The 26,205-nt window shown below is 73.2% G+C and carries 21 protein-coding genes and 1 tRNA gene; 9 read left to right on the forward strand and 13 right to left on the reverse strand.

Annotation, left to right across the window (positions count from 1 at the left end):
* Window position 1: 1 nt before the first annotated feature.
* The 5 genes from G6W55_RS18850 to G6W55_RS18870 all read right to left on the reverse strand — a co-directional run bounded on the left by G6W55_RS18850 (window position 2) and on the right by G6W55_RS18870 (window position 4,676).
* Window positions 2–979, reverse strand: coding sequence for an SMP-30/gluconolactonase/LRE family protein (locus G6W55_RS18850; RefSeq protein WP_175522020.1), 978 nt, complete (start codon window positions 977–979; stop codon window positions 2–4).
* Window positions 980–1,160: 181 nt separating this feature from the next.
* Entirely contained in the window at window positions 1,161–2,390 is a 1,230-nt protein-coding gene (gene mshC / locus G6W55_RS18855; protein WP_175522021.1) for a cysteine--1-D-myo-inosityl 2-amino-2-deoxy-alpha-D-glucopyranoside ligase, read from the reverse strand.
* A 124-nt stretch (window positions 2,391–2,514) separates the two neighbouring features.
* Window positions 2,515–3,348 carry an SCO1664 family protein gene (locus tag G6W55_RS18860; protein ID WP_175522022.1) on the reverse strand — a complete coding sequence of 278 codons (834 nt, stop codon included), beginning with the start codon at window positions 3,346–3,348 and terminating at the stop codon, window positions 2,515–2,517.
* The gene (locus G6W55_RS18865) at window positions 3,312–3,902 is read right to left on the reverse strand and encodes a DUF3090 domain-containing protein (RefSeq protein WP_175522023.1); all 591 of its coding nucleotides are present in this window, start codon (window positions 3,900–3,902) and stop codon (window positions 3,312–3,314) included. Before G6W55_RS18865 ends, G6W55_RS18860 begins: the two co-directional genes overlap by 37 nt.
* A gap of 87 nt (window positions 3,903–3,989) precedes the next feature.
* On the reverse strand, window positions 3,990–4,676 hold the full coding sequence (locus G6W55_RS18870; RefSeq protein WP_175522024.1) for a histidine phosphatase family protein: 687 nt from the start codon (window positions 4,674–4,676) through the stop codon (window positions 3,990–3,992).
* Between the two features lie 62 nt (window positions 4,677–4,738).
* On the opposite strand from G6W55_RS18870, the gene corA reads away from it, so the two are divergent.
* Entirely contained in the window at window positions 4,739–5,734 is a 996-nt protein-coding gene (gene corA, locus G6W55_RS18875; RefSeq protein WP_175522025.1) for a magnesium/cobalt transporter CorA, read from the forward strand.
* 56 nt (window positions 5,735–5,790) lie between these two features.
* Here corA and G6W55_RS18880 read toward each other — a convergent pair whose 3' ends face one another.
* A complete protein-coding gene (locus tag G6W55_RS18880; RefSeq protein ID WP_175522026.1) occupies window positions 5,791–6,579 on the reverse strand; it encodes a ferritin-like domain-containing protein in 789 nt (262 codons plus the stop codon).
* Between the two features lie 253 nt (window positions 6,580–6,832).
* Complete coding sequence (locus G6W55_RS18885) at window positions 6,833–7,888, reverse strand: LLM class F420-dependent oxidoreductase (protein ID WP_030795403.1); 1,056 nt, start codon at window positions 7,886–7,888, stop codon at window positions 6,833–6,835.
* 199 nt (window positions 7,889–8,087) lie between these two features.
* Between G6W55_RS18885 and G6W55_RS18890 the strand changes: the two genes are divergently transcribed.
* Window positions 8,088–9,074, forward strand: a complete 987-nt coding sequence (locus tag G6W55_RS18890) for an aldo/keto reductase (RefSeq protein ID WP_175522027.1) — start codon at window positions 8,088–8,090, stop codon at window positions 9,072–9,074.
* Window positions 9,071–11,233 (forward strand): helix-hairpin-helix domain-containing protein, encoded by a 2,163-nt coding sequence (locus G6W55_RS18895; protein ID WP_175522028.1) that lies wholly within the window; start codon window positions 9,071–9,073, stop codon window positions 11,231–11,233. Before G6W55_RS18890 ends, G6W55_RS18895 begins: the two co-directional genes overlap by 4 nt.
* Window positions 11,234–11,326: 93 nt before the next feature.
* On the opposite strand, the gene G6W55_RS18900 is transcribed toward G6W55_RS18895, so the two are convergent.
* On the reverse strand, window positions 11,327–12,037 hold the full coding sequence (locus tag G6W55_RS18900) for a hypothetical protein (protein ID WP_175522029.1): 711 nt from the start codon (window positions 12,035–12,037) through the stop codon (window positions 11,327–11,329).
* A 47-nt stretch (window positions 12,038–12,084) separates the two neighbouring features.
* Here G6W55_RS18900 and G6W55_RS18905 point away from each other — a divergent pair, with 47 nt between their 5' ends.
* Window positions 12,085–12,273 (forward strand): DUF5703 family protein, encoded by a 189-nt coding sequence (locus tag G6W55_RS18905; RefSeq protein ID WP_030381515.1) that lies wholly within the window; start codon window positions 12,085–12,087, stop codon window positions 12,271–12,273.
* A gap of 87 nt (window positions 12,274–12,360) precedes the next feature.
* Here G6W55_RS18905 and G6W55_RS18910 read toward each other — a convergent pair whose 3' ends face one another.
* The 3 genes from G6W55_RS18910 to G6W55_RS18920 all read right to left on the reverse strand — a co-directional run bounded on the left by G6W55_RS18910 (window position 12,361) and on the right by G6W55_RS18920 (window position 15,152).
* Window positions 12,361–13,248, reverse strand: coding sequence for a chaplin (locus G6W55_RS18910; protein ID WP_175522030.1), 888 nt, complete (start codon window positions 13,246–13,248; stop codon window positions 12,361–12,363).
* A 188-nt stretch (window positions 13,249–13,436) separates the two neighbouring features.
* Window positions 13,437–13,670 (reverse strand): chaplin ChpH, encoded by a 234-nt coding sequence (gene chpH, locus G6W55_RS18915; RefSeq protein WP_030797370.1) that lies wholly within the window; start codon window positions 13,668–13,670, stop codon window positions 13,437–13,439.
* Between the two features lie 156 nt (window positions 13,671–13,826).
* The gene (locus G6W55_RS18920) at window positions 13,827–15,152 is read right to left on the reverse strand and encodes a M20/M25/M40 family metallo-hydrolase (protein ID WP_175522031.1); all 1,326 of its coding nucleotides are present in this window, start codon (window positions 15,150–15,152) and stop codon (window positions 13,827–13,829) included.
* A gap of 228 nt (window positions 15,153–15,380) precedes the next feature.
* On the opposite strand from G6W55_RS18920, the gene G6W55_RS18925 reads away from it, so the two are divergent.
* Together G6W55_RS18925 and G6W55_RS18930 are read left to right on the forward strand one after the other, a co-directional pair.
* Window positions 15,381–15,468, forward strand: a tRNA-Leu gene (locus G6W55_RS18925).
* A gap of 177 nt (window positions 15,469–15,645) precedes the next feature.
* A complete protein-coding gene (locus tag G6W55_RS18930; protein ID WP_175522032.1) occupies window positions 15,646–18,426 on the forward strand; it encodes a SpoIIE family protein phosphatase in 2,781 nt (926 codons plus the stop codon).
* 57 nt (window positions 18,427–18,483) lie between these two features.
* On the opposite strand, the gene G6W55_RS18935 is transcribed toward G6W55_RS18930, so the two are convergent.
* The gene (locus G6W55_RS18935; protein ID WP_244368132.1) at window positions 18,484–19,362 is read right to left on the reverse strand and encodes an ABC transporter substrate-binding protein; all 879 of its coding nucleotides are present in this window, start codon (window positions 19,360–19,362) and stop codon (window positions 18,484–18,486) included.
* A gap of 309 nt (window positions 19,363–19,671) precedes the next feature.
* Between G6W55_RS18935 and G6W55_RS18940 the strand changes: the two genes are divergently transcribed.
* From G6W55_RS18940 to G6W55_RS18950, 3 genes are all read left to right on the forward strand, one after another.
* Window positions 19,672–23,538, forward strand: coding sequence for a Pls/PosA family non-ribosomal peptide synthetase (locus tag G6W55_RS18940; protein ID WP_175522034.1), 3,867 nt, complete (start codon window positions 19,672–19,674; stop codon window positions 23,536–23,538).
* 118 nt (window positions 23,539–23,656) lie between these two features.
* Window positions 23,657–24,997: a M1 family metallopeptidase gene (locus tag G6W55_RS18945; protein WP_175522035.1), complete on the forward strand. Its 1,341-nt coding sequence runs from the start codon at window positions 23,657–23,659 to the stop codon at window positions 24,995–24,997.
* Window positions 24,998–25,027: 30 nt separating this feature from the next.
* Entirely contained in the window at window positions 25,028–25,450 is a 423-nt protein-coding gene (locus G6W55_RS18950) for a YchJ family protein (RefSeq protein WP_175522036.1), read from the forward strand.
* Between the two features lie 7 nt (window positions 25,451–25,457).
* On the opposite strand, the gene G6W55_RS18955 is transcribed toward G6W55_RS18950, so the two are convergent.
* Window positions 25,458–26,159 carry a FadR/GntR family transcriptional regulator gene (locus tag G6W55_RS18955; RefSeq protein WP_085208240.1) on the reverse strand — a complete coding sequence of 234 codons (702 nt, stop codon included), beginning with the start codon at window positions 26,157–26,159 and terminating at the stop codon, window positions 25,458–25,460.
* Window positions 26,160–26,205: the final 46 nt, after the last annotated feature.

Consider the following 26,205-nt stretch of genomic DNA (forward strand, 5'->3'; position numbering starts at 1 on the left):
GTCAGGCCGGGACGGCGACCACCGAGTAGGCCGTGTCCGGTGCCGGCGGCGTGGTGAACCGCGCGTTGGGCAGATAGAGCCGGTTCCCGTACCGCGCGACCGTGGTCGGCACGTCGAAGTCGGGGTCGGTGATCCGCCGCCGGAAGACCCCGCGGCGCCCGTCGGCGGCGAGCGTGAACACGTCGATCGCGTTCTGCCGGTTCTGCACGACGTACAGCGTCCGTCCGACGCGCAGCAGCCCGTCGCCGTTGGTGAGCGGGGCCGCGTCCCCCAGATCGACCAGCCGGGTGACGCCGGTGCGCGGATCGACCCGGTGCAGCAGTCCGGCGCCGGACTGTACGACGAGCAGCGCCGAGCCGTCGGGGGTGCGGGTGATGCCGTTGGCGTTGACGGTGCCCTCGGGGCCCTGCTGGGTCCAGTCGCCGGTCAGCGGCAGCCGTACGACGGCGTCGGCGGCCGGGAGTTCACCGCGCCGGCCGAGCGGCAGCGCGTACAGGGTGGGCTGGTGGGAGTCGGTGAACCAGGCCGTGCGCGGGGTGAGGAACACGTCGTTGGTGAACGTGGGGGTGGTGGCGGCGAGCCGGTAGGAGGCGAGGATCTCGCCGCTGCGCACGTCGACGACGCGGGCGCCGGTGTCGCGTCCGGCGACGAACAGCCGCCCCCGCTCGTCGAGTTCGAGGCCGACCGCGGGGGTGCCGGGGCCGGGCGAGACGATCCGGCCGCGGCCGGTGCGCAGGTCGGCGCGGTAGATCGAGCCGTCGCCGAGCGAGCCGAGGTAGGCGTAGGGGCCGCGGCCGACGGCGATGCCCTCGGGGCGGAAGCCGTCGGGCAGGGCGATCACATCAGGTGCTGTGGGGGCGGTCGCGTGGGCGGGTGTGCCGAGGGAGACGGCGCCCAGGGTCGCGGCGCCGGCCGCGAGGAGGCCGCGGCGCGAGAGGGGGTGTGCGGGCCGTGCGAAGGAACCGTGTGTGGGTGCCACGGAGCGTCCTTCCGCGTAGGGACCGGCGCCCTCGGCGCCGGTGGACGGTCGACGGGCGTCCAGCCCACCACACACGGCCCGCGGCCGCAGCCGCGGACAGCCGGTCGACAGCACCTCGACAGTGAGCACGGGCGAGGGGCGCCCGCCGCGCCGAACGCGATGGGCGCCCCTCGCCTGCGGGTTACAGCGCGACGCCGAGCAGGGCGTCCACGGCCCGGGAGACCACGCCGGGCGCGCCGGTGTCGATGCCGCCCCGTTCCTGCTGGAGCGCGGCCCAGCGGTCGACGGCGGCCAGCGCGGCCGGGGCGTCGAGGTCGTGCGCGAGGGCCTCGCGGATCTCCTCGACCAGCGCCTCGGCGGGCGGGCCGTCCGGCCGCGACACGGCGGCGCGCCAGCGGTCCAGCCGGGCGACGGCGTCGGCGAGGACCTGGTCGGTCCACTCCCAGTCGGAGCGGTAGTGGTGGGCGAGCAGGGTGAGCCGGATCGCGGCGGGGTCGACGCCGTCGGCGCGGAGCCGGGAGACGAAGACCAGGTTGCCCTTGGACTTGGACATCTTCTCGCCGTGCAGGGCGACCATGCCGGCGTGGACGTACGCCTTGGCCATGGGGAACTCGCCGGTGAGCACCTGGGCGTGCGAGGCGCCCATCTCGTGGTGCGGGAAGGCGAGGTCGGAGCCGCCGCCCTGGACGTCGAAGGTCATGCCGAGGTGGTCCAGGGCGATGGCGACGCACTCGATGTGCCAGCCGGGGCGGCCGCGGCCCAGCGAGCCGCCGTCCCAGCTCGGCTCGCCCTCGCGGGCGGCCATCCACAGCATCGGGTCGAGCGGGTTCTTCTTGCCCGGGCGGTCCGGGTCGCCGCCGCGCTCGGCGGACAGCAGCCGCATGGCGGCCGCGTCGAGGTGGGAGACGCCGCCGAAGTGCGGGTCGGACTCGACGGAGAAGTAGATGTCGCCGTCCAGTTCGTAGGCGGCGCCCGCGTCCCGGAGCCGCTCGACGAGCGGGACGATGCCGGGTATCGCCTCGACCGCGCCTATGTAGTGGCGCGGCGGGAGCATCCGCAGGGCGGTCATGTCCTCGCGGAAGAGTGCCGTCTCCTTCTCGGCCAGGGCGACCCAGTCGATGCCGTCGCGGTCGGCGCGCTCCAGCAGCGGGTCGTCGACGTCGGTGACGTTCTGGACGTAGTGAACCTGCCGCTTGGTGTCGAGCCACACGCGCTGAACGAGGTCGAACGCGTTGTAGGTCGCCGCGTGACCCATGTGGGTCGCGTCGTACGGCGTGATGCCGCAGACGTAGAGACGGGCGACGGGACCGGGGTCGAGGGTGACGAGACCACCGGTCGCGGTGTCGTGGATCCTCAGGTCGCGGCCCTGACCAGGCAGGGCGGGGACCTCGGAAGCGGGCCAGGCATGCATGTACATGAGCGTAACCGGACCGTTGTCCCGGTCACGAACCGGAGCGCACCGGATGGCCGGGAAGGCGCTCTTGCCGGATTCCGGCCGATGTGCAGGGGGTGCCGTGGGGGCGTGAGGTGGTGGTTCAGACGGGCGGCCAGGGGATCGCGGGCCACTCCCCGCCCGGCTCGGGGTGCTTTCCGGACGCGAGGAGCGCGTCGACCCGCGCGCGGGTGGCGTCCAGCTCCGCGGGGGTGATGAGGGCGGCGAGGGTGCCGGTGAGGTGTCCGGGGGCCTCCAGGGCGCGCTGGAGGCCCTGGAGGACGTCGACGGCCTCGGCGGTCAGGGGTTCACCCGCCCAGCCCCACAGCAGGGTGCGCAGCTTGTCCTCGGCGTTGAAGGTGACGCCGTGGTCGATGCCGTAGAGCCGGCCGTCGGCGGTGGGCAGCAGATGGCCGCCCTTGCGGTCCGCGTTGTTGATGACCGCGTCGAGGACGGCGAGCCGGCGCAGCCGCGCGTCGTCGGCGTGCACCAGCAGCGCGGGGCGGCCCTCGCCGGTCTCGGCGAACCCGATGGCCTTCCAGCCGGGCTCCGGTTCCTCCGCGTCGACCAGGGCGAGCAGTTCGGATCCGGGGGCCGCCTCGATCCAGAGCTGGCACATGCCCTCGCCGTAGGGGCCCTCGCGCAGCACGGTGGGCGGGACGAGGTCCCAGCCGGTGGCCCGGGACACCTCGTAGGCGGCGACCTCGCGCCGGGCGAGGGTGCCGTCGGGGAAGTCCCACAGCGGCCGCTCCCCGGCGACGGGCTTGTAGACGCAGGCCGCCTCACGGCCCTCGTGCGCGACGGTGCAGTAGAGGGCGGCGTTGGAGGCGTCGCGGATACGGCCGCGCACGGTCAGCTCGCCGTGGGCGAGCAGGTCGGCGTGGGCCGGGTCGGTGGTGGTCACGCCCCGCGACGGTATCCGTTCTGGCGCGGACATACGTGTCCTTCCGGGTCGAGCGGCAGGCTGCACAGCGGGCACGGCGGCCGGCCGGCGTTGACGACGTCGAGGGCGCGTTTCGCGAAGGCTCTGGCCTGGGCGCCGGTGAGGCGGACCCGCAGCATCGGGGGGCCGTTCTCCTCGTCCTGGAGGAGCCGCTCCTCGGCCTCGGCGAGGTCCTCCTCGGAGTCGGCCTCCAGCTCCACGAGGGCCTGCGCCTCGACGATCATGCGCTGCTCCTCGCCGTCCCAGGCGAGGGCCATGGTGCCGACCCGGAACTCCTCCTCGACGGGGCTGTCGAGGGGGCCGGTGTCGGAGTTCTCGGCGGGCGCCATCGCGGGCACGGCGGCGCTGCCGCCGCTACGGCGTACGACCTCGTCCAGCAGTTCGTCCATGCGCTCGGCGAGCGCGGCGACCTGGGTCTTCTCCAGGGCCACACTGGTCACTCGGGAGCCCGCGGTGGCCTGGAGGAAGAAGGTACGGCGCCCGGGCAGTCCGACCGTACCGGCCACGAAGCGGTCCGGGGGGTCGTAGAGGAACACCTGACGGGACACGTCCTGTCTCCATGGGAGTCGGGGTTTCGGGAACGTCCATGCGTGTACGCGCGCGTGTGGACCGCTTCACCCTACTGCGGCGGACGATCACGGTGCGCCCGCGCCGCCACCGACCGTCGCGTCACCGTTGGGCGGTTCCTCGCGCGGCGCCAGAGATGCGAAGTCGCCGGTGTCGCCGAGCCGCAGGAGAAAGGGCCGCAGCCGGGTGTAACGGATCGCTGTGACGGAACAAGGTTCTACGGAGATCCTTTGGAAGAGGTCGAGATGAAGCCCGAGAGCGTCCGCCACGAGCGACTTGATGATGTCGCCGTGCGAACACATCAGATAGACGGCGTCGGCGCCGTGGTCGCGCTCCACGCGCGCGTTCCACTCGCGCACCGCCTCGGCGGCGCGGGTCTGCATGGCGCGCATGGACTCGCCGCCGGGGAAGGCGGCGGCGGAGGGGTGCGCCTGCACGACCTCCATCAGGGGTTCGTCCTTGAGTTCGGCGAGCTTGCGTCCGGACCAGTCGCCGTAGTGGCACTCCCCGATCCGCTCGTCGGTGTGCAGCGGCAGCCCGGGGCGGGCGTCCAGGAGGGGCCGTACGGTCTCCTGGCAGCGGTCCAGGGGGCTGGCGACGACCTCGCTGAGCGGCAGCCCGGCGAGCCGCCCCGGCAGTGCGGCGGCCTGGGCGGTGCCCCGCTCGTCGAGGCTGACACCGGGTGTCCAGCCGGCGAGCACTCCGGAGGTGTTGGCGGTCGAACGTCCGTGCCGGACGAGGATCAGCGTGGGCATGCGGCCCAGCGTAGGCGCACACGCGTATGCACTGACCGTCGCCCGAGGGGAGAATGCGCTCCGTGATCGTCGACTGTGCCGTGTACCAGGACGGACGGCGTACCGACGGCCCGAAGGACCTGTCGGACGCCCTGGCCGAAGCACGTACGTCGGGGGGATTCGTGTGGCTCGGGCTGCACGAGCCGTCCGAGAGCGAGTTCGAGCACGTCTCCCGCGAGTTCGGGCTGCACCCGCTGGCCGTGGAGGACGCCCTGCACGCCCATCAGCGGCCCAAGCTGGAGGTCTACGACGACTCGCTGTTCCTGGTGTTCAAGCCGGTGGTGTACGAGTCCGAGAGCGACGCGGTGTCCTCCGGCGAGGTCATGGTGTTCCTCGGCGACGCGTTCGTGGTGACCGTGCGGCACGGCGAGGGCTCCCCGCTGACCGCCGTACGACGGCGTCTGGAGGACGAGCCGGAGCTGCTGGCCAAGGGGCCGACGGCGGTGCTGTACGCGATCGCCGACGCCACCGTGGACCACTACCTGGAGGTGTCGACCGAGCTGGTGACGGACCTGGAGGAGCTGGAGGCGGAGGTGTTCTCGCCGGACGGCGGCGGGTCCCGGAACACCGCGTCGCGGATCTACACCTTCAAGCGGCAGGTGCTGGAGTTCCGCCGGGCGACGGGGCCGCTGGCGCCGCCGATGACCCGGCTCGCGGACACCGGCGCGCCCGGCTCGGGCGTGCCCTTCGTGGACGAGCGGGCGCGGCCCTTCTTCCGGGACGTCAGCGACCACCTCACGCGCGTGAACGAGTCCGTGGAGGCCCTGGACCGGCTGGTCTCCGACGTGCTGTCCGCGCATCTCGCGCAGATGAGCGTCCGGCAGAACGACGACATGCGGAAGATCTCGGCGTGGGCCGCCATGGCCGCCGTTCCCACGATGATCGCCGGGATCTACGGCATGAACTTCGACCACATGCCGGAGCTGCACTGGGTGTGGTCCTACCCGGCGGTGATCGGGGTGATGGCCGTGCTGGAGGTGCTGCTGTACCGGTTGTTCAAGCGGCGGGGCTGGCTGTAGGGGCGCCACCGGCACGCACGCGTGGTTGCGGCTGTGGCTGTGGCTGTGGCTGTGGCTCAGGCGAACTCGGCGGCGGTGGTGGCGGGGCCGCCGAGCGCGTCGCGCCGTTCCGGCATCTCCAGGGACACCATGCGCCGCCAGCCCGCGAACCGCTCCCACGCGTACACGGCGTGGATGCCGGCCGCGAGGACGGCGGCCCTGGGACGCGACCAGCCCAGGATGCGGCCCATGTGGGCCATGACGGCGAGGCTGACGTCCCGGTAGACGCGGATCTCGGCGAGCGCGCACGCGCGCAGGGTGCGCTGGATGGCGCGGCCGTGTCCCGCGCGGGCGAAGCGCAGGAGTTCCTCGTGGCAGTAGGCGAGGTGGTTGTCCTCGTCGTTGGAGATCATCTTCACGGCGCGGCCGATGCCGGGGTCGTCCCCGAAGTGCTTGCGCAGCAGCTCCATCTGCTCGGAGGCGCGCTGTTCGGTGACCCGGCTGTGGGAGAGGTAGGTGACGATGTCCTGCACGGTGAGCGGCTCGTCGGCCTTGAGGCGGTCGTGGGCGAGGCCGATGCCGCCGCGCTCCAGGAGCATCGTGTAGTCGGTGTCGGAGGGCACCGGGACGGGCTCCAGGCCGCGCTTCTTCATCAGCGCGTTGAAGATCCGCCCGTGCTTGTCCTCGTCGGCGCCGTGGCGGGCGATCCGGGGGGCGAGGGCGCGCTCGTCCGGCGGGACGAGCGCGGCGATCCTGGCGTTCTCCCAGCCGCCCTGCGACTCCCCGCCCGCGGCGATGGAGCAGAACAGCGCGAAGGACTCGTCGTTGTCGATGATCTCCTGGAACAGGCTCTTGGCCGTAAGCATCGGGGGACCCCTCTCCGCGTAGCCGCGGGGTTCCGCGAGGCGCGGGACTCCGCGAACAACGAGTCAAATGCGGCCGGAGGGGTGCTGCAACAGCTTGGTCGGACAACTGCGCCAAAAGGAGGACGCGCCGAGTCGCGCCGGAGGCGTAACCGCGCGCCTCCCGGCGCGTTGTTCTCGATGACGGCCGTGGCGGGGAAGACCCCCGAGCCCCCACCACGGCCGCGGTAACTTCCGGGCCGTCGGCCCGTCTTTTCTAGGCGAGGCCGGCCAGCTCCAGGGCCTCGGTGCCGGCCCGCAGGGACGCGAGGCGCTCGTCGAGGGTGAAGCCGGCGGGCGCGAGCGTCAGGGTGGTGACACCGGCCGCCGCGTACGCCTTCATCCGGTCGGCGATCCGCTCCACCGAACCCAGCAGCGTGGTCCCGTCGATCAGGTCGTGCGGGACCGCGGCCGCGGCGCCCTGCTTGTCGCCGGACAGGTACTTGTCCTGGACCTCGGCCGCCGCCTGCTCGTAGCCCATCCGCTGGGCGAGCTGGTTGTAGAAGTTCTGCTTACGGCTGCCCATGCCGCCGACGTACAGCGCGGTGTACGGGCGGAAGGTGTCGGCGAGCTTCTCGACGTCCTTGTCGTCGCCGACGGCGAGCGGCAGCGTCGGGCAGACGTCGAACCCGTCGAGGGTCTTGCCCGCCTTCTCGCGCCCGGCCCGCAGATACTTGATCGCGGTGTCCTCCAGGTGGTCTGCGGACGGGAAGATCAGCAGGGCGCCGTCGGCGATCTCGCCGGTCTGCTCCAGGTTCTTCGGGCCGATCGCGGCGATGTACAGCGGGATGTGCTCGCGCTCCGGGTGCACGGTCAGCTTGATCGGCTTGCCCGGACCGCCCGGCAGCGGCAGCGTCCAGTGCTCGCCCTCGTACGACAGCCGCTCACGGGTCATCGCCTTGCGGACGATCTCCACGTACTCGCGGGTCCGGGACAGCGGCTTGTCGAACTTGACGCCGTACCAGCCCTCCGAGACCTGCGGGCCCGAGACGCCGAGACCGAGACGGAAGCGGCCGCCGGAGAGCGAGTCGAGAGTGGCGGCGGTCATCGCCGTCATCGCGGGCTGCCGCGCCGGGATCTGGAAGATGGCCGAGCCGACGTCGATCCGTTCGGTCTGGGCCGCGACCCAGGTGAGCACCGTGGCGGCGTCCGACCCGTAAGCCTCGGCGGCCCAGCAGACGGCGTACCCGAGCCGGTCGGCCTCCTGGGCGACGGCGAGGTTGTCCGCGTCCATTCCCGCGCCCCAGTAGCCGAGGTTGATCCCGAGCTGCATGGCCGATTCCCCTTACTGATCAGTAACGACGCTGTTGTCCCGACCTTAGCGCGGGCCCGGGAGGTCGGGGAGGCCGGTGTGGTGAGCATCGCGCGGCCGGCCGTCCGGTCGGAGGGGCGGCATCCGGGGGCTGACGCGGGGAAATTCGGTTATCCACAGGCAACCCACGGCCCAGTTCTGGCCAGTAATCTCGGCGTCCATGGAGCAGAGGCATCTCGGCCGCACCGGCCTGCGTGTGTCCCGCATCGGGCTCGGCACCCTGACCTGGGGGCGTGACACCGACGAGCACGACGCCGCGGACCTCATGAAGACGTTCTGGGAGGCCGGCGGCACCCTGGTCGACACGGCCGACGTGTACGGCGACGGGGACGCCGAGTACCTCCTCGGACGGCTGATGGACGGCCTGGTGCCCCGGCGGGACCTGATCGTCTCCACGAAGGCCGGCAGCGTGCCCGACCCGGACCGCCGCTTCGACGGCTCACGGGGCCATCTGCTCGCCGCGCTCGACGCCTCCCTCGCCCGCCTCGGCACCGACTACGTCGACCTGTGGCACGTCCACGCCTTCGACCCGGACACCCCGCTGGAGGAGACGCTCCAGGCTCTGGACATCGCTGTCGCGAGCGGCCGCGCCCGGTACGCCGGGGTGTCCAACTTCTGCGGCTGGCAGCTCGCCAAGGCCGCCACCTGGCAGCTCGCAGCGCCGGGCACCCGGACCCGGCTGGCCTGCACCCAGATGGAGTACTCGCTGCTCCAGCGCGGCATCGAGCGCGAGGTGCTGCCGGCCGCGCTGGACCTGGGCATCGGGCTGCTGCCCTCCTCCCCGCTGGGCCGGGGCGTGCTCACCGGCAAGTACCGGGGCGACGCGCTGCCGCCCGACTCGCGCGGCGCGTCCGAGCACTTCTCGCCCTTCGTCGAGCCGTATCTCGACGACACCGCCGCCCGGATCGTGGACGCCGTGACGACCGCAGCGGACGGCCTCGCCGTGACCCCGCTCCAGGTCGCCCTGGCCTGGGTCCGCGACCGGCCCGGGGTGGCCGCGCCGGTCGTCGGCGCGCGCAACGCACAGCAGCTCACGGCGGCACTGTCAGTGGAGGCGCTTAGTCTTCCTGACGAGATCTGCCGGGCTCTGGACGACGTGTCGGCGCCCGTGCACCGCTACCCCGATCACGACTGGAGCACGCTGTGAGCACCGAGCCGGAGACCACGGAGAACACGGGGCCGGGGAGCACCGGGCCGGGGACGGCGGAGGGTGAGGGGGGCGGGCCCGCGACGGAGCCCGCCGCCGGCGGTGAGGGGGAGGGTGGGAGCGACTCCCCCCAGCTCACCGAGGCGCAGGCCGAGTTGGCCGCGCAGAAGCTGGAGCGGGAGCGGATCGAGCGGCGCAGGGCCGAGCGGGCGGAGCCCATCGCGGCCGGCACCAAGCTGAGCGGCAAGGCGGCCGACCTGCTCGCCGCCGTGCGGGCCGTCGAGGGCGGCGCCAAGCCCCCGGCCAGCGCCTTCGCCGACCCGGAGCCCGCCCCCCGCCGCCCCGCACCCGAGCCCGTACGGCCCGCGCGTCCGCCGGCCGTCGAGCCCACCGCTCCCCCGGCGCCCGCTCCGGACACCGTGGACGCCGTACGCCGCGTGCTGGCCGACGGCGGCGCACCGGAGAACCTGGCGTCGCAGGCCGCGGCGGCTCTCGGCGAGGGAGCCGGGGAGCTGCTGCGGGACGACCCCTGGCAGTTGCTGCGGGTCACGGGTGTACGGCCCGAGCAGGCCGACGGGTTCGCCCGCGCGCTGCTGGGCCCCGAGTGCGCCCCGGACGACGAGCGACGCGGCCGGGCCGTCACCGTCTGGCTGCTGGAGCAGGCCGCGCTGGCCGGTCACACCGCCCTGGAACTGCCCGCGCTGACCGCCGCGCTCGGCCGCCAGGCCGTGCCGGACGCGGACGCGGCCGTGCAGAGCGCCCTGGCCGAGGGCGACGTCCTCGCCTTCCAGGACGCCCTGGACGAGCCCGGCGCCACCCCCGCCAAGGCCGCCGAGGGCGAGGACGAGGACGCCGAGGAGTCCCGTCCGGTCCGGGTCCTGGTCGGTCTGGAGCGGTACGCGCTCGCCGAGGAGAGCCTCGCCGACGCGCTGGCCCGGATCGTCAACTCCCTTGCCAAGGAGACGTCCCCGGAGTGGGAGCCGCAGGGTCTGTCCGGCAGCGCGGCCGAGCTGGTCCGGGCCGTCGCCGGACACGGACTGGTGCTGCACACCGGCGGTGAGGCCGCCCGCGCGGAACCGGCCGCCCTGCTCACGGCGGCCCGCGCCCGGGGGCTGCGTGCGGTGGCCGCCTGCCACACCCCCGACGGACGGGACCGCTTCGCGGCGCTCCTGCCGGACGATGCGGACGGCACCGGGGCGGAGGGCGCCGTGGTCACCCTCCCCGGCCTGCTCGCCGGCAGCGAGGGGCCCGGCCGGGACGCGGAGGGCGCGTTCGCCCTGGATCTGCTGGTCCTGACGGACGCCCCGCTGCTCGACGTGGAGACCGCCGCGACGGTCGCGGAGTCGCTGCCGGACGGCGCCCGGCTGGTGCTGAGCGGTGACCCGGCGGTGCTGTGGTCCGCCGGACCCGGCCGGGTCTTCGCCGATCTGCTGGCGGCGCGGGTGTGCCCGCAGATCGCCTCGCGCACCCCCGACCCGGGTCCGCTCGGCGAACTGGTCTCCGGCATCGGTGTCGGCGAGCTGAACCAGGTCGAGGCGCCCGGCAAGGAGATCGTGATCGTGCCGGTGCGGGACGCGGGCGAGGCGGTGCACCGGACCGTGCAGCTCGTGGCCGACTCCGTGCCCCGCGCCTTCGGCTTCGCCCCCGGAGAGACCGTGGTGATCACTCCCGGGCACGGCGGCGCCGCCGGCACCCGCGCGCTGAACGCCGCGCTCAAGGAGCGGCTCAACCCCGGCCCGGGCCGCTTCGGCGGCTTCGACCCCGGTGACCTGGTCGTCCACTCCCCCGCGCCGGGCCGTTCGGTGCCGGGCCGGGTGGTGGACGCCGACGCGGAGGGGCTGCACCTGACCTGCGCCGACGGCCCGGTGGTCGTGGCCAAGGAGCGGGTGGAGCGGTCCGTGCGGCACGGGTGGGCGCTGACCGCGCACCAGGCGGTGGGCGGCCGGTGGCCCGCGGCGGTCGTGGTGCTCCCCGGTGACGCGGCGCAGTCGCTGTCCCGCCCCTGGGTCTACACGGCGTTCGGCCGGGCAGAGCGGCATCTGTCCGTGGTGCACGGCGTGGACCAGGCGCTGCCGCGCGCGGTCGCCGAGGTCCCGGCGAAGCCGCGCACGACCCGGCTCCCGCTGCTGCTGCGCACCCAGGTGCCCCCGGCAGGCTAGACAAGGCTCAGGGACCGGCGCGGTCGGCACACGGAACGGCGGCGGCCGCCGGGGGTGTCGTCCCCGGCGGCCGCCGCCCTCTGTCTGTGCCCGTCAGCGATCCGCGTCCAGCGGTTCCAGGTCCTCGTCCTCTTCCAGCTCGTCCAGGTCGGCTTCGAGGTCCGTGTCGTCCCCGTCGTCCGCCTCGTCCGTCTCGTCGTCGAGATCGTCGTCGTCGAAGACCGCGCTCACGTCGAAGCGGCAGATCACCCGCTCCGGGTCGGCCTGGTCGAAGGGCGCCTCCAGCCACTCGCCCGGGTCGGCGGGTTCGTCGGCCGCCAGCACCCACAGCGTGGAGTCGCCCTCCTCCAGGCCGAACTCCTTGTGCCGGGAGGCGATCTCGTCCGGCTCGAACTCGCCGAACAGGATGCCCAGCGCGCCGTGCACCGTGCCGGCCACCTCCGCGCCGCCCTCGTCGTCCGCCGCCTCGATCCGCTGGGCCTGGGCCAGCAGCCGCTGCGGCTCCGCGACGGCGTAGTCCCGGCGCAGCAGCACGCTCACCGCGTTCGGCTCCTCCGGTCCCGCGTACGGCGGCAGGTCCTCGGTGCCGGGGATCTCGAAGGGCGTGACCTCGTCGAAACGGTCGTAGAGCAGCTCGTCGTACACCTCGGCGGCCGCGGCCAGCTCGTTGAACGCCTCGTAGACGCCCGGGTCGTCCTCCCCCGTCCTGCGTTCGACCGCCGCCAGGTGACGGTCGAGCGCGGTCTTGACCGCCTCGGCGGCGGCACGTACCTCGGCAGCGGTGGGCTGCGCAGCATCAGACATAGTGCAGACGCTATCCGTACCGGGCCCCAGCCCGCACAATAGATGCGATGCCGGAATACGAATTTGTCGACGTGTACGTACCGCGCGGGGTCTCCCGCAAGGAGGCGACACGACTGCTGACCGACCATGCCGAGTACGGACACTGGGAGTTGCACCGCCTCAGCCTGATGCGTGACGGCAGCCGCAGGGTGCGTCTGCGACGGCGGATCATCCGCCAGGCGCGCGCCACGTGGTGAGGTGAGTCGACACATACGGAATCGACACATACGGAGCGGGCCCCGCGTCGGCGGGACCCGCTCCGTCGTTCACGCGGTCGCGCGAGGTCACGCGGCGGGGCGCGCCTTGCGGTAGAGCAGGGCGCCGGCGAGCAGCGCGGCCGCGCCGGTCGGCAGGGCGAGGCCGAGGGGCAGTTCGCTGCCGGTCTCGGCGAGTTGCGGGGCGGCGACGGTCCGGTTCTGGCTCACGGTGTGGGCGGGCGTCACCTGCTGCGGGGCGGCCGGGACGACCTCGGGCACGGTCGGGCTGGACTGGCCGGGGGCCTGGTGGCCGGGGTTCTCGTGGCCGCGGACGGGCGGCTTGCCCGGGTGGCGGTCCCGGGGGACGTCGCCGTTCGCGCAGTCGTTGCCGAAGGCCGGGTTGAGGATCCCGACGACGTCGATGCTGTTGCCGCACGCGTTGACGGGCACGTCGATCGGCACCTGGACGTTGTTGCCTGAGCCCACGCCGGGTGAACCGCCGGTGTGCCCGCCGGCGTGCGCGCCCCCGGAGCCACCGTGCGCGCCGGAGCCGCCATGACCGCCGTGGCCGCCGTGACCGCCGTTGCCGCCCCGGCCCCCGTTCCCGCCCTGGCCGCCGTGGTTGCCCTGGCTCCCGTGGCCGCCGCTGCCGCTGTGCTGGCCCTGGCCCTGGCCCTTGTGGCCGCCGTTGCTCCTCTGGTCGCCGCCGTAGCCGCCGCCCGAGCCTCCCCCGCCCTTGTTGGCACAGGAGTTGCCGAAGGTCGGGTTGAGGATCCCGACGACGTCGATGGTGTTGCCGCACGCGTTGACCGGGACGTTGACCGGTGCCTGCACCGAGTTGCCGGACAGCACGCCGGGCGAGTCCGTGGCGGCGCCGTTCGCCCCGGAGTCGGCGTGGGCGTAGCCGCCCGCGGCGGCGATCACCCCCGTCGCCGCCGCCACGGTCATAAGGCTTTTGCGGGTGACGTGTCGCATTGCTGAATCCCTGCTTTCCTTCTGGTCCTCTGGTCCTCGGCCCGAATTCCCCGCATCATTACAGCTCTTGGTGCAGTTCGAGCCGTTCGAGTTTTCGGCCATTCCTTCGGAAAAGAGCCGTCGGCCCCGGAGCGCATGGGGAGCGCTCCGGGGCCGACGGTGTGGACGACCCCTCTAACGGGTCGACGTCACTTGTTGACGCAAGCGTTGCCGAAGGCGGGGTTCAGCAGCCCGATCACCGAGATCGTGTTGCCGCAGACGTTCACCGGGACGTGTACCGGGACCTGGATCACGTTGCCCGACAGGACGCCCGGGGAGTGCACCGCGGCACCCTGGGCACCGGCGTCGGCGACGGCCATGCCCGCGCCCGCGAGAACCAGCCCACCAGTGGCAGCCGCAGCAGCGACGACCTTCTTGATCATTATTCCTCCTTGTTGGCAAAAGCGATCCGCATCAGCCGACCGCAACACCAGTAACGAGGAGGAATTAATGAGGCTACGCGCTTATCGGCGCATTCACTCTTCTCAGGAACACCCGTACAGGCGCCCGAATAAAAGGACCGATCGCGGACCGGATCGTCAGGACGCGTCGATGAACCGGTCGAGGACGCGGACGCCGAACTTGAGGCCGTCCACCGGCACCCGCTCGTCGACTCCGTGGAACATGCCCGCGAAGTCCAGCTCCGGGGGCAGCTTCAGCGGGGCGAAGCCGAAGCCCCGGATGCCGAGGTCGTCGAAGGACTTGGCGTCGGTGCCGCCGGAGAGCATGTAGGGGATCGCCTTGGCGGTCGGGTCCTCGGCGAGCAGCGAGGACTGCATGGCCTCGACGAGCGCCCCGTCGAAGGAGGTCTCCAGAGCCTTGTCCGAGTGCACGTCCTCGCGGCGCACCTTCGGGCCGAGGATCCGGTCGAGGTCGGCGAGGAACTCCTCCTCGTGGCCCGGCAGGAAGCGTCCGTCGATGTGCGCGGTGGCCTCGCCGGGGATGACGTTGACCTTGTAACCGGCGCCGAGCTGAGTGGGGTTGGCGGTGTTGCTCAGGGTGGCGCCGATCAGCTTGGCGATGCCGCCGAGCCGGGCGAGCGTCGACTGCATGTCCTCCGGGTCCAGCTCGGTGCCGAGGGCGTCGCCCAGTTCGTCGAGGAACGCCCGGGTCGTCTTGGTGACGCGCACCGGGAAGGTGTGGCGGCCGAGGCGGGCGACGGCCTCGGACAGCTCGGTGATCGCGTTGTCCCGGTGGATCATCGAACCGTGGCCGGCGGTGCCGGCGACGGTCAGCTTCATCCAGTGCATGCCCTTCTCGGCCGTCTGGATCAGATAGAGCCGGCGCTCCTCGCTGACCGTGAAGGAGAAGCCGCCGACCTCGCTGATCGCCTCGGTGACGCCCTCGAAGAGGTCGGGGTGGTGGTCGACCAGGTGGCGGGCGCCGTAGGTGCCGCCGGCCTCCTCGTCGGCGAGGAAGGCGAGGACGATGTCGCGGGGCGGCCTGCGCCCGGAGCGCAGCCGGTCGCGGACGACCGCCAGGGTCATGGCGTCCATGTCCTTCATGTCGACGGCCCCGCGCCCCCACACGCAGCCGTCGGTGACCTCACCCGAGAAGGGGTGGTGGGTCCAGTCGTCGGCGTTGGCCGGGACGACATCGAGATGGCCGTGGATGAGCAGCGCGGGCCGGGACGGGTCCTCGCCCTCGATCCGGGCCACGGTGGAGGCGCGCCCCGGGTGCGATTCGAAGATCTTCGGTTCGAGCCCGACCTCGGCGAGCTTCTCGGCGACCCACTCCGCCGCCTTGCGCTCGCCCGGGCCCGAGTGGTCGCCGTAGTTGCTGGTGTCGATCCGGATCAGCTCGCGGCAGAGGTCCACGACCTCGTCCTCACCGGTGACGCTCCTGCCCGTGTCCGTCGCGCTCACGCTGTTCCTCCCGCTGTCACTGCTGGTGGTCCCCGGTGCCGTGACGCACGGCGACCGGGTCTTGTCCCATCCTCCCCCGCCGTGTCCCCCTTCCCAAGAGCGGTCCCCGCCCGTCACACGCCGTTCACGCCGACCGCGTCCGGGCCGGCCGGTGTGATCGGGCACCCCGGAAAGCCTGGTAATGTTTACGACGTCGCCGCGGGGGAAACCCCACGCGACAGACACCTTGTCCGGGTGGCGGAATGGCAGACGCGCTAGCTTGAGGTGCTAGTGCCCTTTATCGGGCGTGGGGGTTCAAGTCCCCCCTCGGACACCAGCGGGAAGATCCGCGAGATCGTCCCCGATCCTTTCACGAATCGCCGGTGAGTCGTATGACTCACCGGTTTTTCGTCGTACCCCCGTCGTCGTACCCCCCGGGCCCTCCCGGCCCCCTCCCCGCCCGTCCGGCCGCTTCTGAGCCGCGCCGTTCGGGCAGGTCACCGATACTGAGGGAATGGGCAGACTCGGGCGATATGCCCCAGTGAGCCGGCAGGACGACCGCGCGCCGCCGCCGGCCGGGCCGCCGGACGCCGGTCCGACGGCCCGTCACCCTGCGGCCGGCCGACGCCGGCTGTCGTGGCGCAGGCCGCGCAGCGTCGCCGGTCAGGTCTTCCTGCTGCAACTGGTCGTCGTCCTGCTGCTCATCGCCACGGCCGTGACGGTGCTCGTGATCCAGGACCGCAGCCGTGCGATCCAGGAGGCCGGCGACCGGTCCCTGGTGGCGGCCGAGTCGTTCGCGAACGCGCCGGGCACCGCGGAGGCGATGCAGAGCGACGACCCGACGGCGGCGCTCCAGCCGCACGCCGAGGCGGTGCGCAAGAAGACCGGTGTCGACTACGTCGTGGCGCTGAGCCCGTACGGCTTCCGCTGGACGCATCCGGACCCGGACCAGATCGGCAAGCACGTCTCCACCTCCTACGGGGAGGCGCTGGAGGGAGAGCCGCACCAGACCACGTTCGACAGCAGTCTGGGCAAGGCGGTCGACTCGACGGTGGCCGTCTTCGACGAGAAGGGCGACGCGGTCGGCCTGGTCACCGTGGGTGTCACGGTGGACAAGGTGACCAGCGTGGTGCAGCACCAACTGCCGGTGATCTTCGCGGCCGGCGGTGTCGCGCTGCTGCTGGCCGCGGGTGGATCGGCGCTGGTCAGCGGGCGGCTGCGGCGGCAGACCCGGGGTCTCGGCCCGGTCGAGATGACCCGGATGTACGAGCACAACGACGCGGTGCTGCACGCCGTCCGCGAAGGCGTGATCATCCTGGACGCGGACGGCAGGCTGCTGCTGGTCAACGACGAGGCGCGGCGGCTGCTGGCCCTGCCGGCGGAGACCGAGGGCAAGCCGGTCACCGGGCTCGGGCTGAACCCGGCCCTGGCCGCGCTGCTCGGGTCGGGCCGGGCGGCCACGGACAAGGTCTTCCTGGCCGGGGACACCCTGCTCGCCGTCAATGTGCGGCCGGTGGGCCACAAGGGCGGCAGCGTGGCCACCCTGCGGGACACCACCGAGCTGCGCGCGCTCGCAGGCCGGGCGGACGTGGCGGGCGGGCGTCTGCAACTGCTCTACGAGGCCAGCACCCGGATCGGCACCACCCTCGACATCCGGCGCACCGCCGAGGAGCTGACCGAGGTGGCCGTCCCGCGGTTCGCCGACTTCGCGACCGTCGAGCTGGTGGAGCCCGTGCTGCACGGGGGTGAGCCGACGGGGGCGAGCACCGAGATGCGCCGTGTCGCGTCCGCGGGCATCCTCGGCGACGCGCCCCTCAACCCCGTCGGGACGCTGCTGCGGTACGTGCCCGGCAACCCGGTGGCCACCGGGATGACCACCGGCCGGCCGGTCCTGGTGGCGGACCTCTCCGTCGCCGACGGCTGGCGGGCCCAGGACCCGGAGCGGGCCCGGCGGGTCGTCGAGTACGGCATCCACTCCATGATCTCGGTGCCGCTCCAGGCCCGGGGCCAGTTGCTGGGGATCGTGGAGTTCTGGCGGTCGGAGCAGGAGCCCTTCGAGCCGGACGACCTGTCCCCCGCCGAGGAACTCGCCACCCGGGCCGCCGTGTGCATCGACAACGCGCGCCGCTACACCCGCGAGCACACCACGGCCGTCACCCTCCAGCGCAGCCTGCTGCCCGGTACGTTCCCGGAGCTGTCCGCCCTGGAGGTCGGGCACCGGTATCTGCCCGCCCAGGCGGGGGTGGGCGGCGACTGGTACGACGTCATCCCGCTGCCGGGGGCCCGGGTGGCGCTGGTGGTCGGTGATGTCGTCGGGCACGGTCTGCACGCGGCCGCGACGATGGGCCGGCTGCGGACCGCGGTGCACAACTTCGCCGCCCTGGACCTGCCCCCGGACGAGCTGCTGGCACATCTGGACGACCTGGTCGCGCGGATCGACCAGGACGCGGCGGCCGAGGGCAACACCGAGTCCGTCACCGGCGCCACCTGTCTGTACGCGGTCTACGACCCGGTCTCCGGGCGGTGTGTGCTGGCCCGGGCGGGCCATCCCGGTCCGGCGCTGGTCACGCCGGACGGCGCCGTGAGCTTCCCCGAGATCCCCGTCGCGCCGCCGCTCGGCGTGGGCGGCGGGCTGCCGGTCGAGACGGCCGACCTGCGGCTCGCCGCCGGCAGCCGGCTGGTCCTCTACACCGACGGCCTGGTGGAGGCCCGGGGGCGGGACATCGACGTCGGGCTCGCCATGCTGCGCGAGGTGCTCGCCGAGACGTACGACGACGATCTGGACGACACCTGCCGGACGGTGCTCGACGCGATGCTGCGCGCCGGGTCGGGCGACGACGTGGCGCTGCTCGTCGCCCGCACCCGGCTGCTCGACCCGGACCAGGTCGCGGAGTGGGAGGTGCCCGACGATCCGGCGGCCGTGCCCCGGATCCGCGCCGAGGCCACCCGCAGGCTGGAGGCGTGGGGGCTCGGCGAGGCCGCGTTCACCACCGAGCTGATCCTCAGCGAACTGGTCACCAACGCCATCCGGTACGGGGCGAACCCGATCGGGCTGCGGCTGCTGCGCGACCGCGACAGCCTGATCTGCGAGGTCGCCGACGGCACCAGCACCTCCCCGCATCTGCGCCGGGCGGCCTCCACCGACGAGGGGGGCCGCGGTCTGTTCCTCGTCGCGCAGTTGTCCCGCCGGTGGGGCACCCGGTACACCGACCGGGGCAAGATCATCTGGGCGGAGCAGGCGCTCGACGCGGGCGCGGCGGGGGATCTGAGCGGACTGCTGCTGGACGACCTGTGAACCGGCGCCCTGTGAACCGGCGAACCGTGAACCGCGACGGGAGCCCCCGGGGAGTGCTCAGGAGTTGTCGTCGACCGTGAAGTACGGGATCTTGGCCGGGTCCCGGCCGAAGGCGGCGCCGAGGTAGACGGCCGACAGCTTGGCGAGCGTGCCGTCGTCGATGAGCTGGCGGATGATCCGGTCGAGTTCGTCCCGGTCGGGCGACCCCTTCGGGTACAGGGCGCCGTAGCCCTGGTCGGTCCGGTACTGGCCGATGAGGCTCACCCGGCTCTCCTGCTTCTGGGGGTAGGCCAGCAGGATGGTCGTGTCGTGGACGACGGCGTCGATCCGGCCGTCCTCCAGCGCGCTGATCATCTCGGGGTCGTTGGCGAAGGCGGTGACGGGCCGGGTCGGCTTGATGCGGTCCTCGACGAACTGCTCGCCGGTGGTGCCCTCGGCCACGCCGATGCGGACGTCCCGGATGTTGTTCTCGTCGATCTTCTCGCCGTCCCTGATCAGCACGCCGAGGGTCGAGGAGAGGTAGGGCGGGGAGAAGTCGGCGACCTTACTCCGTTCCGGGGTGATGGTGATCTGCGCCAGGGCCAGGTCGAAGTCGGAGGTGCGGCCGGACACGACCTGCGGGAACGGGGCGTTGAGGACCTTCACCCGGTCGAGTCCGGACCGGTAGGCGATGTTGGCGGCCATGCAGTACTCGTAGCCGCTCTTGACGGTGTCCGCGGTGTCGCCGTTCCACCAGCCGGGCGCGGGCAGCGTCGTCTTGACCGTGAGCGCGCCCGCCGTCTCGGGCGTCAGATGGAACTCGCCGTACTCTCCCGAGACGGGGCAGTCGCCGTAGTGGGCGTTCGACGACTTCGAGCCGTTCTGGTCGCACGCCGATGTCGCGACGATGAGCGCCACACCGACAGCCAGAGAGACGATCGCTGCCGCGGCGCGCATCATTGCACCTCCGGTAGGGGCATACTCCTTGAGTCACCATAAATCACCTCGAACCATATGACTGCCGGAACCCTGGTGTGGCCGATGTCTCCCCGGCCCCGTTCCGGCCCGTGAGCCGTGCAGGTCACGGTGGGTGCGCGGTTCGTCACGGGTCCCCCGGACGGGTCCGTCCGGTGGCTGTCCACAAGGGGCGTCCTTAGCGTCGTACTAAAATTTCCGGCTTGTTACGGAGCCGGCCCGGACAACCCCAGGCAGACCTGCGGGCCCGCCGGCGCCCCGGAGGCTTCCGGGATCGAGACGCGAGGACCGATGGCAGCCATTGACGAGAGCAGTGCTCTCGGCCTGCTCGACGACGACATCCGCGTACAGCTCGGTGACACGGCACGTTTCTCCGGCGGCCCCGCCGCCTCCCCGCGGACCCTGGTCGACGTGTTCGACGCGTCCGTGCGGTCGTACCCGGACGAGTGGGCCCTCGACGACGGCACCACGCCCCTGACCTACCGGGCGCTCGCGGTGGAGGTGGAGCGGCTCAGGGGCCGGCTCGCCGCCGCCGGGGTGGGCCTCGGCGACCGGGTGGGGGTGCGGGTGCCGTCCGGCACCAACGATCTCTACGTGGCGATCCTGGCCGTGCTCGCGGCCGGTGCCGCCTATGTCCCGGTCGACGCCGAGGACCCCGACGAGCGCGCCGAGCTGGTGTTCGGCGAGGCGGGGGTGCGGGCGGTGATCGGCGCGGGGCACGAGATCGCCCCGGCCGGGAGCGCCGAACGCCGGACGAGCGCCGGGCGGCCCGGGGTCGGGCACGACGCCTGGATCATCTTCACCTCCGGTTCGACGGGGCGGCCCAAGGGGGTCGCCGTGAGCCATCGCGGCGCTGCCGCGTTCGTGGACGCCGAGGCCGCGCTGTTCCTCGCCGAGGAGCCGATCGGGCCCGGCGACCGGGTGATGGCCGGACTGTCGGTGGCCTTCGACGCCTCCTGCGAGGAGATGTGGCTGGCCTGGCGGCACGGCGCCTGTCTGGTGCCGGTGCCCAGGGCGCAGGTCAGGAGCGGGGCGGATCTCGGGCCGTGGCTGGTCGAGCAGGAGATCACCGTCGTCTCCACCGTGCCGACCCTGGCCGCGCTCTGGGAGCCCGAGACCCTCAACGACGTCCGGCTGCTGATCTTCGGCGGGGAGGCGTGCCCGCCCGAGCTGGTGCAGCGGCTGGTGACCGAGGGGCGGGAGGTGTGGAACACGTACGGGCCGACCGAGGCCACCGTGGTCGCGTGCGCCGCGCTGATGTCGGGCGCGGAGCCGGTGCGGATCGGGCTGCCGCTGCGCGGCTGGGAGCTGGCCGTCGTCGACGAGGGCGGGGAGCCGGTGCCGCTGGGCGGCAGCGGTGAGCTGGTGATCGGCGGGGTCGGGCTCGCCCGGTACCTGGACCCCGTGAAGGACGCGGAGAAGTACGCGCCGCTGCCCTCCCTGGGCTGGGAGCGGGCGTACCGCAGCGGTGACCTGGTGCGGGCCGACGCCGAGGGGCTGGTGTTCCTGGGGCGGGCCGACGAGCAGATCAAGCTCGGCGGGCGGCGGATCGAGCTGGGCGAGGTGGACGCGGCGCTCCAGGCGCTGCCCGGTGTCGCGGGGGCCGCGGCCGCCGTACGGACCGCGCGGGGCGGCAATCAACTGCTCGTCGGGTACGTGGTGACGCAGGACGGCTGGGACCGGTCCGCGGCCGTGGAGAAGCTGCGCGCCGGGCTGCCCGCCGCCCTGGTGCCGCTGCTCGCGCCGGTGGCCGAGCTGCCGACCCGGACCTCGGGGAAGGTCGACCGTGACGCGCTGCCCTGGCCGCTGGAGGGCGTCGAGGCCCCCGGCGAGCGGCTGTACGGCACGGAGGCGTGGCTGGCCGAGCAGTGGACCGAGGTGCTGGGCCTGCCGGTCGCCTCGGCCACCGACGACTTCTTCGCGATCGGCGGCGGGAGCCTGGCCGCCGCCCAGCTCACCACCCGGCTGCGCACCCGCTATCCGGGCGCGGCCGTGCTGGACGTCTACCAGCAGCCGACCCTGCGCAAGCTGGCCCGCCGGCTGGAGGCGTCGGTGCGGGAGGACGGCGACCGCCGGACGGTGGCGCCGGTGCCCAGACGGGCGCAGTTCGCGCAGCTTCTGATCCTGGTCCCGCTCGCGGCCCTGCTGGGGCTGCGCTGGTGGGTCGCGCTGGCCGCGGTGGGCCGTCTGCTGCCCGGGTACGCCTGGCTGCCGGCCGCGCCCTGGTGGCTGCTGGGCGTCGGCGTGCTGGTGCTGTTCACTCCGCCCGGGCGGATCGCGCTCGCGGCGGGCGGGGCGCGGCTGCTGCTGCGAGGGGTGACGCCCGGCCGGTATCCGCGGGGCGGGTCGGTGCATCTGCGGCTGTGGACGGCCGAGCGGCTCGCCGAGACCACCGGGGCGGTCTCGCTGACCGGGTCGTGGCTGGAGCGGTACGCCCGCGCGCTGGGCGCCCGGATCGGGCCTGACGTCGATCTGCACTCGCTGCCGCCGGTCACCGGGCTGCTGAAGCTGGGCCGGGGCGCCGCCGTCGGGTCCGAGGTGGATCTGTCCGGGTACTGGCTGGACGGCGACCGGCTGGAGATCGGCGCGGTCAAGGTGGGCGCGCACGCCGTCGTCGGCACGCGCAGCCTGCTCTTCCCGGGCGCCCGGGTCGGCAAGCGGGCCGAGGTGGCGCCCGGCTCGGCGGTCACCGGGCAGGTCCCGACCGGGCAGCGCTGGGCGGGCGCGCCCGCGGTCAAGCTCGGCAAGGCCAAGCGGAACTGGCCGAAGGAGCGGCCGGCGCGCGGCAGGTTCTGGCGGGTGATGTACGGCGTGAGCGGCGTCGGCCTGAATCTGCTGCCGGTGGCGGCGGCCGGGGCCGCGCTGCTGGTCGCGCGGGAGTTCGTCACCCCCGGTCTCGGGCTCGGCGGGGCGCTGCGCGGGGCGGTTCTCGCGCTGGTCCCGGCGACGCTGGCCTACGGGCTGGCGTACGCGGTGCTGCTGCTGGTCGCCGTACGGCTGCTGAGCGTCGGGCTGCGGGAGGGCACGCATCCCACGCACGGCCGGGTGGGCTGGCAGGCGTGGACGGTGACGCAGTTGATGGACCGCTCCCGCGAGACGCTGTTCCCGCTGTACGCCGGGCTGGTCACCCCGCTGTGGCTGCGGCTGCTCGGGATGCGGATCGGGCGGGGCGCCGAGGTGTCGACGGTGCTGGCGCTGCCGAGTCTGACCACGGTCGGCGAGGGCGCGTTCCTCGCCGACGACACGCTGACCGCGCCGTACGAGCTGGGGGGCGGCTGGGTGCGGATCGGGCGGGCGGAGATCGGGCGGCGGGCGTTCCTCGGGAACTCGGGGATGACCGCGCCGGGCCGGTCGGTGCCGGACGGCGGGCTGGTCGGGGTGCTGTCGGCGACGCCGAAGAAGGCGAAGAAGGGCAGCTCCTATCTGGGACTGCCGCCGGTGAGGCTGCCGCGGAGCGCGGCCGACGGCGACCGGAGCCGTACCTATGAGCCGCCGGCGCGGCTGCTGTGGGCGCGGGGCCTGGTGGAGCTGTGCCGGATCGTGCCGGTGTTCTGCTCGGCGGCGCTGGCCGTGCTGACGGTGGCGGCGCTGTGCGCGCTGGGCGGCTGGGCGCCGCTGCTGGGCGGCCCGGTGCTGCTCGGGGCGGGTGTGGCGGCCGGGGCGGCGTCGGTGGTGGCGAAGTGGCTGCTGGTGGGGCGGCACCGCGGCGGGGAGCATCCGCTGTGGAGTTCCTTCGTGTGGCGCAACGAGCTGGCGGACACCTTCGTCGAGGTGCTGGCCGTGCCGTGGCTGGGGGCCGCCGTGCCGGGGACGCCGGTGACGGCGGTGTGGCTGCGCGGGCTCGGGGCGCGGATCGGGCGGGGGGTGTGGGTGGAGAGCTACTGGCTGCCGGAGGCGGACCTGGTCACCCTGGAGGACGGGGCGACGGTCAACCGGGGCTGTGTGCTCCAGACTCACCTCTTCCACGACCGGATCTTGCGGACGGATACTGTGGTCCTCCGTGAGGGTGCCACGCTGGGCCCTGGCGGGATCGTGCTGCCCGGCAGCACGGTCGGGGCCCGTACGACGCTGGGTCCCGCGTCGCTCGTCATGGCCGCGGAGTCCGTCCCGGACGACACCCGGTGGCTGGGCAACCCGATCGAGGCGTGGCGCCCCTGAGAGCGGGCACCCCGGACCCGGCGGGCGGTGTGCCGACGGCGGGTGCGCGGGCGCCTGGTGGGTCGGCGGCCGGTGGGTCGGCGGCGGTTGGAGCACGGCGCAGGGAGCGGACGCGGAAGTGGCAGTGCAGCAGTCAGTGGGTCCGGACCCGTACTTCCCGGACAACGGCGATCCCCGGTACCGGGTGCATCGCTACGAACTCACGCTGGACTACCGGCCCGGCCCCAACCGGCTCTCCGGCACGGCCCGGATCAACGCGATCGCGGGCCGGGCGCCGCTGACCGAGTTCCAGCTCAATCTGGCCGACTTCCGGATCGGCCGGGTCCGGGTGGACGGACGGCAGGCCACCTACACCCACCGCGGCGGCAAGCTGCGGATGCGGCCCGCGAAGCCGCTGCGCGCGGGGGCCGCGTTCACCGTGGAGATCCACTGGTCGGGCAATCCCAAGCCGGTCTCCAGCCCCTGGGGCGGGCTGGGCTGGGAGGAGCTGACGGACGGCGCGCTGGTGGCGAGCCAGCCGACCGGCGCGCCCTCCTGGTTCCCCTGCAACGACCGCCCCGCCGACAAGGCGACCTACCTCATCTCGATCACCACCCCGTCGGCGTACTCGGTGGTGGCGGGCGGCCGGCTGCTGACCCGCACCACCAAGGCGTCCACGACGACCTGGGTGTACGAGCAGGCGGCGCCGACGTCGAGCTATCTGGTCGGACTGTCGATCGGCAAGTACCAGACGGTGCTGCTCGGCGATCCGGGGCTCGGCGGGGTGCCGATGCACGGGCACATCCCCGCGCATCTGCTGCCGCAGTTCTCCCGGGACTTCGCCCGGCAGCCCGCGATGATGGACCTGTTCCAACGGCTCTTCGGGCCCTACCCGTTCGACGAGTACGCCGTGGTCGTGGCCGACGAGGAGTTCGATGTCCCCGTCGAGGCCCAGGGGTTGTCGCTGTTCGGCGTCAACCATGTGGACGGGGCCCGTGGTTCGGAGCGTCTGGTGGCGCACGAGCTGGCCCACCAGTGGTTCGGCAACAGCGTGTCGATCGCCGACTGGCGGCACATCTGGCTGAACGAGGGCTTCGCCAAGTACGCGGAGTGGCTGTGGTCGGAGCGCTCGGGCGGCCGGACCGCCCAGCAACTGGCCGCCGCCGCCCACCGGTTGCTGTCCGGCCGGCCGCAGGACCTGCGCCTCGCCGACCCCGGCCGCAAGTCGATGTTCGACGACCGGCTCTACGAACGCGGCGGCCTCACCCTGCACGCGCTGCGCTGCGCGATGGGCGACGAGCCGTTCTTCCGCATGCTGCGCGCCTGGGCGGGCCTGCACCGCGGCGGCGCGGTCTCCACCGCCACCTTCCGCTCCCACGTCGCCCGCCACGCCGACGACCCCCTGGACACCCTCCTGACGGCCTGGCTGGACCGCCCCGAACTGCCGCCGCTGCCCACGCAGGACGCGCGGGTGGCGTAGCCCTCGGGCGGCTCTCGGCACAATGTGGGCATGTCACGACGTACCCGCCGCCCCGCCTCCTCCTCCGTCTCCTCCGCCGCGCCGAAGGCCGGGGGCGCCTGCCCCTGTGGTCTCCCGCAGGCTTACGACGACTGCTGCGGGCGGTATCACTCCGGGGGCGCCGCTCCCACGGCCGAGGCGTTGATGCGGTCGCGGTACTGCGCGTTCGTGAAGGGGGACGCCGGGTATCTGGTGCGGACCTGGCATCCGCGGACCCGGCCGGAGGGGCTGGAGCTGGATCCCGGGATGCGGTGGACCGGCCTTGAGGTGCTCGCGGTGGACGGCGGGACGGCCTTCCACGCGAACGGCACGGTGGAGTTCCGGGCGTCCTACCGGGGCGGCGCGCTGCACGAGGTCAGCCGGTTCGAGCGGGTGGACGGGGCGTGGGTGTACGTGGACGGGGAGCACCGGTAGGGCCGGCTCAGGGGGCCAGGATGTCCAGTTCCTGGAGGGCGCCGGCGGTGATCTCGCGGGTCAGGGCCTCGGCGCGGGCCGGGTCGCCCTCGCGGACGGCCTCGGCGAGGTCGACATGGAGGGTGACGGCGGCCGGGTCGGGGTCCTCGAACATGACCTCGTGATGGGTGCGGCCGGTGAGGACCTCGGCGACCACGTCCCCGAGGCGGGCGAACATCTCGTTGCCCGAGGCGGTGAGGATCACCCGGTGGAAGGCCACGTCGTGCAGGAGGTAGCCCTCCAACTGGTGGCCGCGTGAGTGGGCGACCATGCCGAGCGCGCATTCGGTCAGCTCGGCGCACTGGGCCGCCGTGGCGTGGCGTGCGGCCAGACCCGCGGCGACCGGTTCGATCGCGGAGCGCAGCACGGTGAGCGAGCGCAGTTGGTGCGGGCGGTCGGCGCCGGCCAGCCGCCAGCGGATGACCTGGGGGTCGTAGACGTTCCACTCGGCCTTGGGGCGGACGGTGACGCCGACCCGGCGGCGCGACTCGACCAGGTGCATGGACTCCAGGACGCGGACCGCCTCGCGCATCACGGAGCGGGAGACCTCGAAGCGCTGGGCCAGTTCGTCGGTGCGCAGCACACTGCCCGGCGGGTACTCACCGGCGGTGATGGCGGGGCCGAGTGCTTCCAGTACATGGCCGTGCAGACCTCGGCCCGGAGTGGTCATGCACTCAGAGTACGGGGTGCGTCACCCCGCTAAAAAGTCAGACTTA

Source organism: Streptomyces sp. CAI-85, assembly GCF_013363615.1.
Lineage (GTDB): Bacteria > Actinomycetota > Actinomycetes > Streptomycetales > Streptomycetaceae > Streptomyces > Streptomyces antibioticus_B.

Coding starts and splice junctions, on each gene's coding strand:
- mshC (WP_175522021.1), bottom strand. CDS start 2,390: ATGCATGCCTGGCCCGCTTCCGAGGTCCCCGCCCTGCCTGGTCAGGGC.
- G6W55_RS18860 (WP_175522022.1), bottom strand. CDS start 3,348: ATGTCCGCGCCAGAACGGATACCGTCGCGGGGCGTGACCACCACCGAC.
- G6W55_RS18870 (WP_175522024.1), bottom strand. CDS start 4,676: ATGCCCACGCTGATCCTCGTCCGGCACGGACGTTCGACCGCCAACACC.
- G6W55_RS18880 (WP_175522026.1), bottom strand. CDS start 6,579: ATGCTTACGGCCAAGAGCCTGTTCCAGGAGATCATCGACAACGACGAG.
- G6W55_RS18885 (WP_030795403.1), bottom strand. CDS start 7,888: ATGCAGCTCGGGATCAACCTCGGCTACTGGGGCGCGGGAATGGACGCG.
- G6W55_RS18890 (WP_175522027.1), top strand. CDS start 8,088: ATGGAGCAGAGGCATCTCGGCCGCACCGGCCTGCGTGTGTCCCGCATC.
- G6W55_RS18900 (WP_175522029.1), bottom strand. CDS start 12,037: ATGTCTGATGCTGCGCAGCCCACCGCTGCCGAGGTACGTGCCGCCGCC.
- G6W55_RS18905 (WP_030381515.1), top strand. CDS start 12,085: ATGCCGGAATACGAATTTGTCGACGTGTACGTACCGCGCGGGGTCTCC.
- G6W55_RS18910 (WP_175522030.1), bottom strand. CDS start 13,248: ATGCGACACGTCACCCGCAAAAGCCTTATGACCGTGGCGGCGGCGACG.
- chpH (WP_030797370.1), bottom strand. CDS start 13,670: ATGATCAAGAAGGTCGTCGCTGCTGCGGCTGCCACTGGTGGGCTGGTT.
- G6W55_RS18930 (WP_175522032.1), top strand. CDS start 15,646: ATGGGCAGACTCGGGCGATATGCCCCAGTGAGCCGGCAGGACGACCGC.
- G6W55_RS18935 (WP_244368132.1), bottom strand. CDS start 19,362: ATGCGCGCCGCGGCAGCGATCGTCTCTCTGGCTGTCGGTGTGGCGCTC.
- G6W55_RS18940 (WP_175522034.1), top strand. CDS start 19,672: ATGGCAGCCATTGACGAGAGCAGTGCTCTCGGCCTGCTCGACGACGAC.
- G6W55_RS18950 (WP_175522036.1), top strand. CDS start 25,028: ATGTCACGACGTACCCGCCGCCCCGCCTCCTCCTCCGTCTCCTCCGCC.
- G6W55_RS18955 (WP_085208240.1), bottom strand. CDS start 26,159: ATGACCACTCCGGGCCGAGGTCTGCACGGCCATGTACTGGAAGCACTC.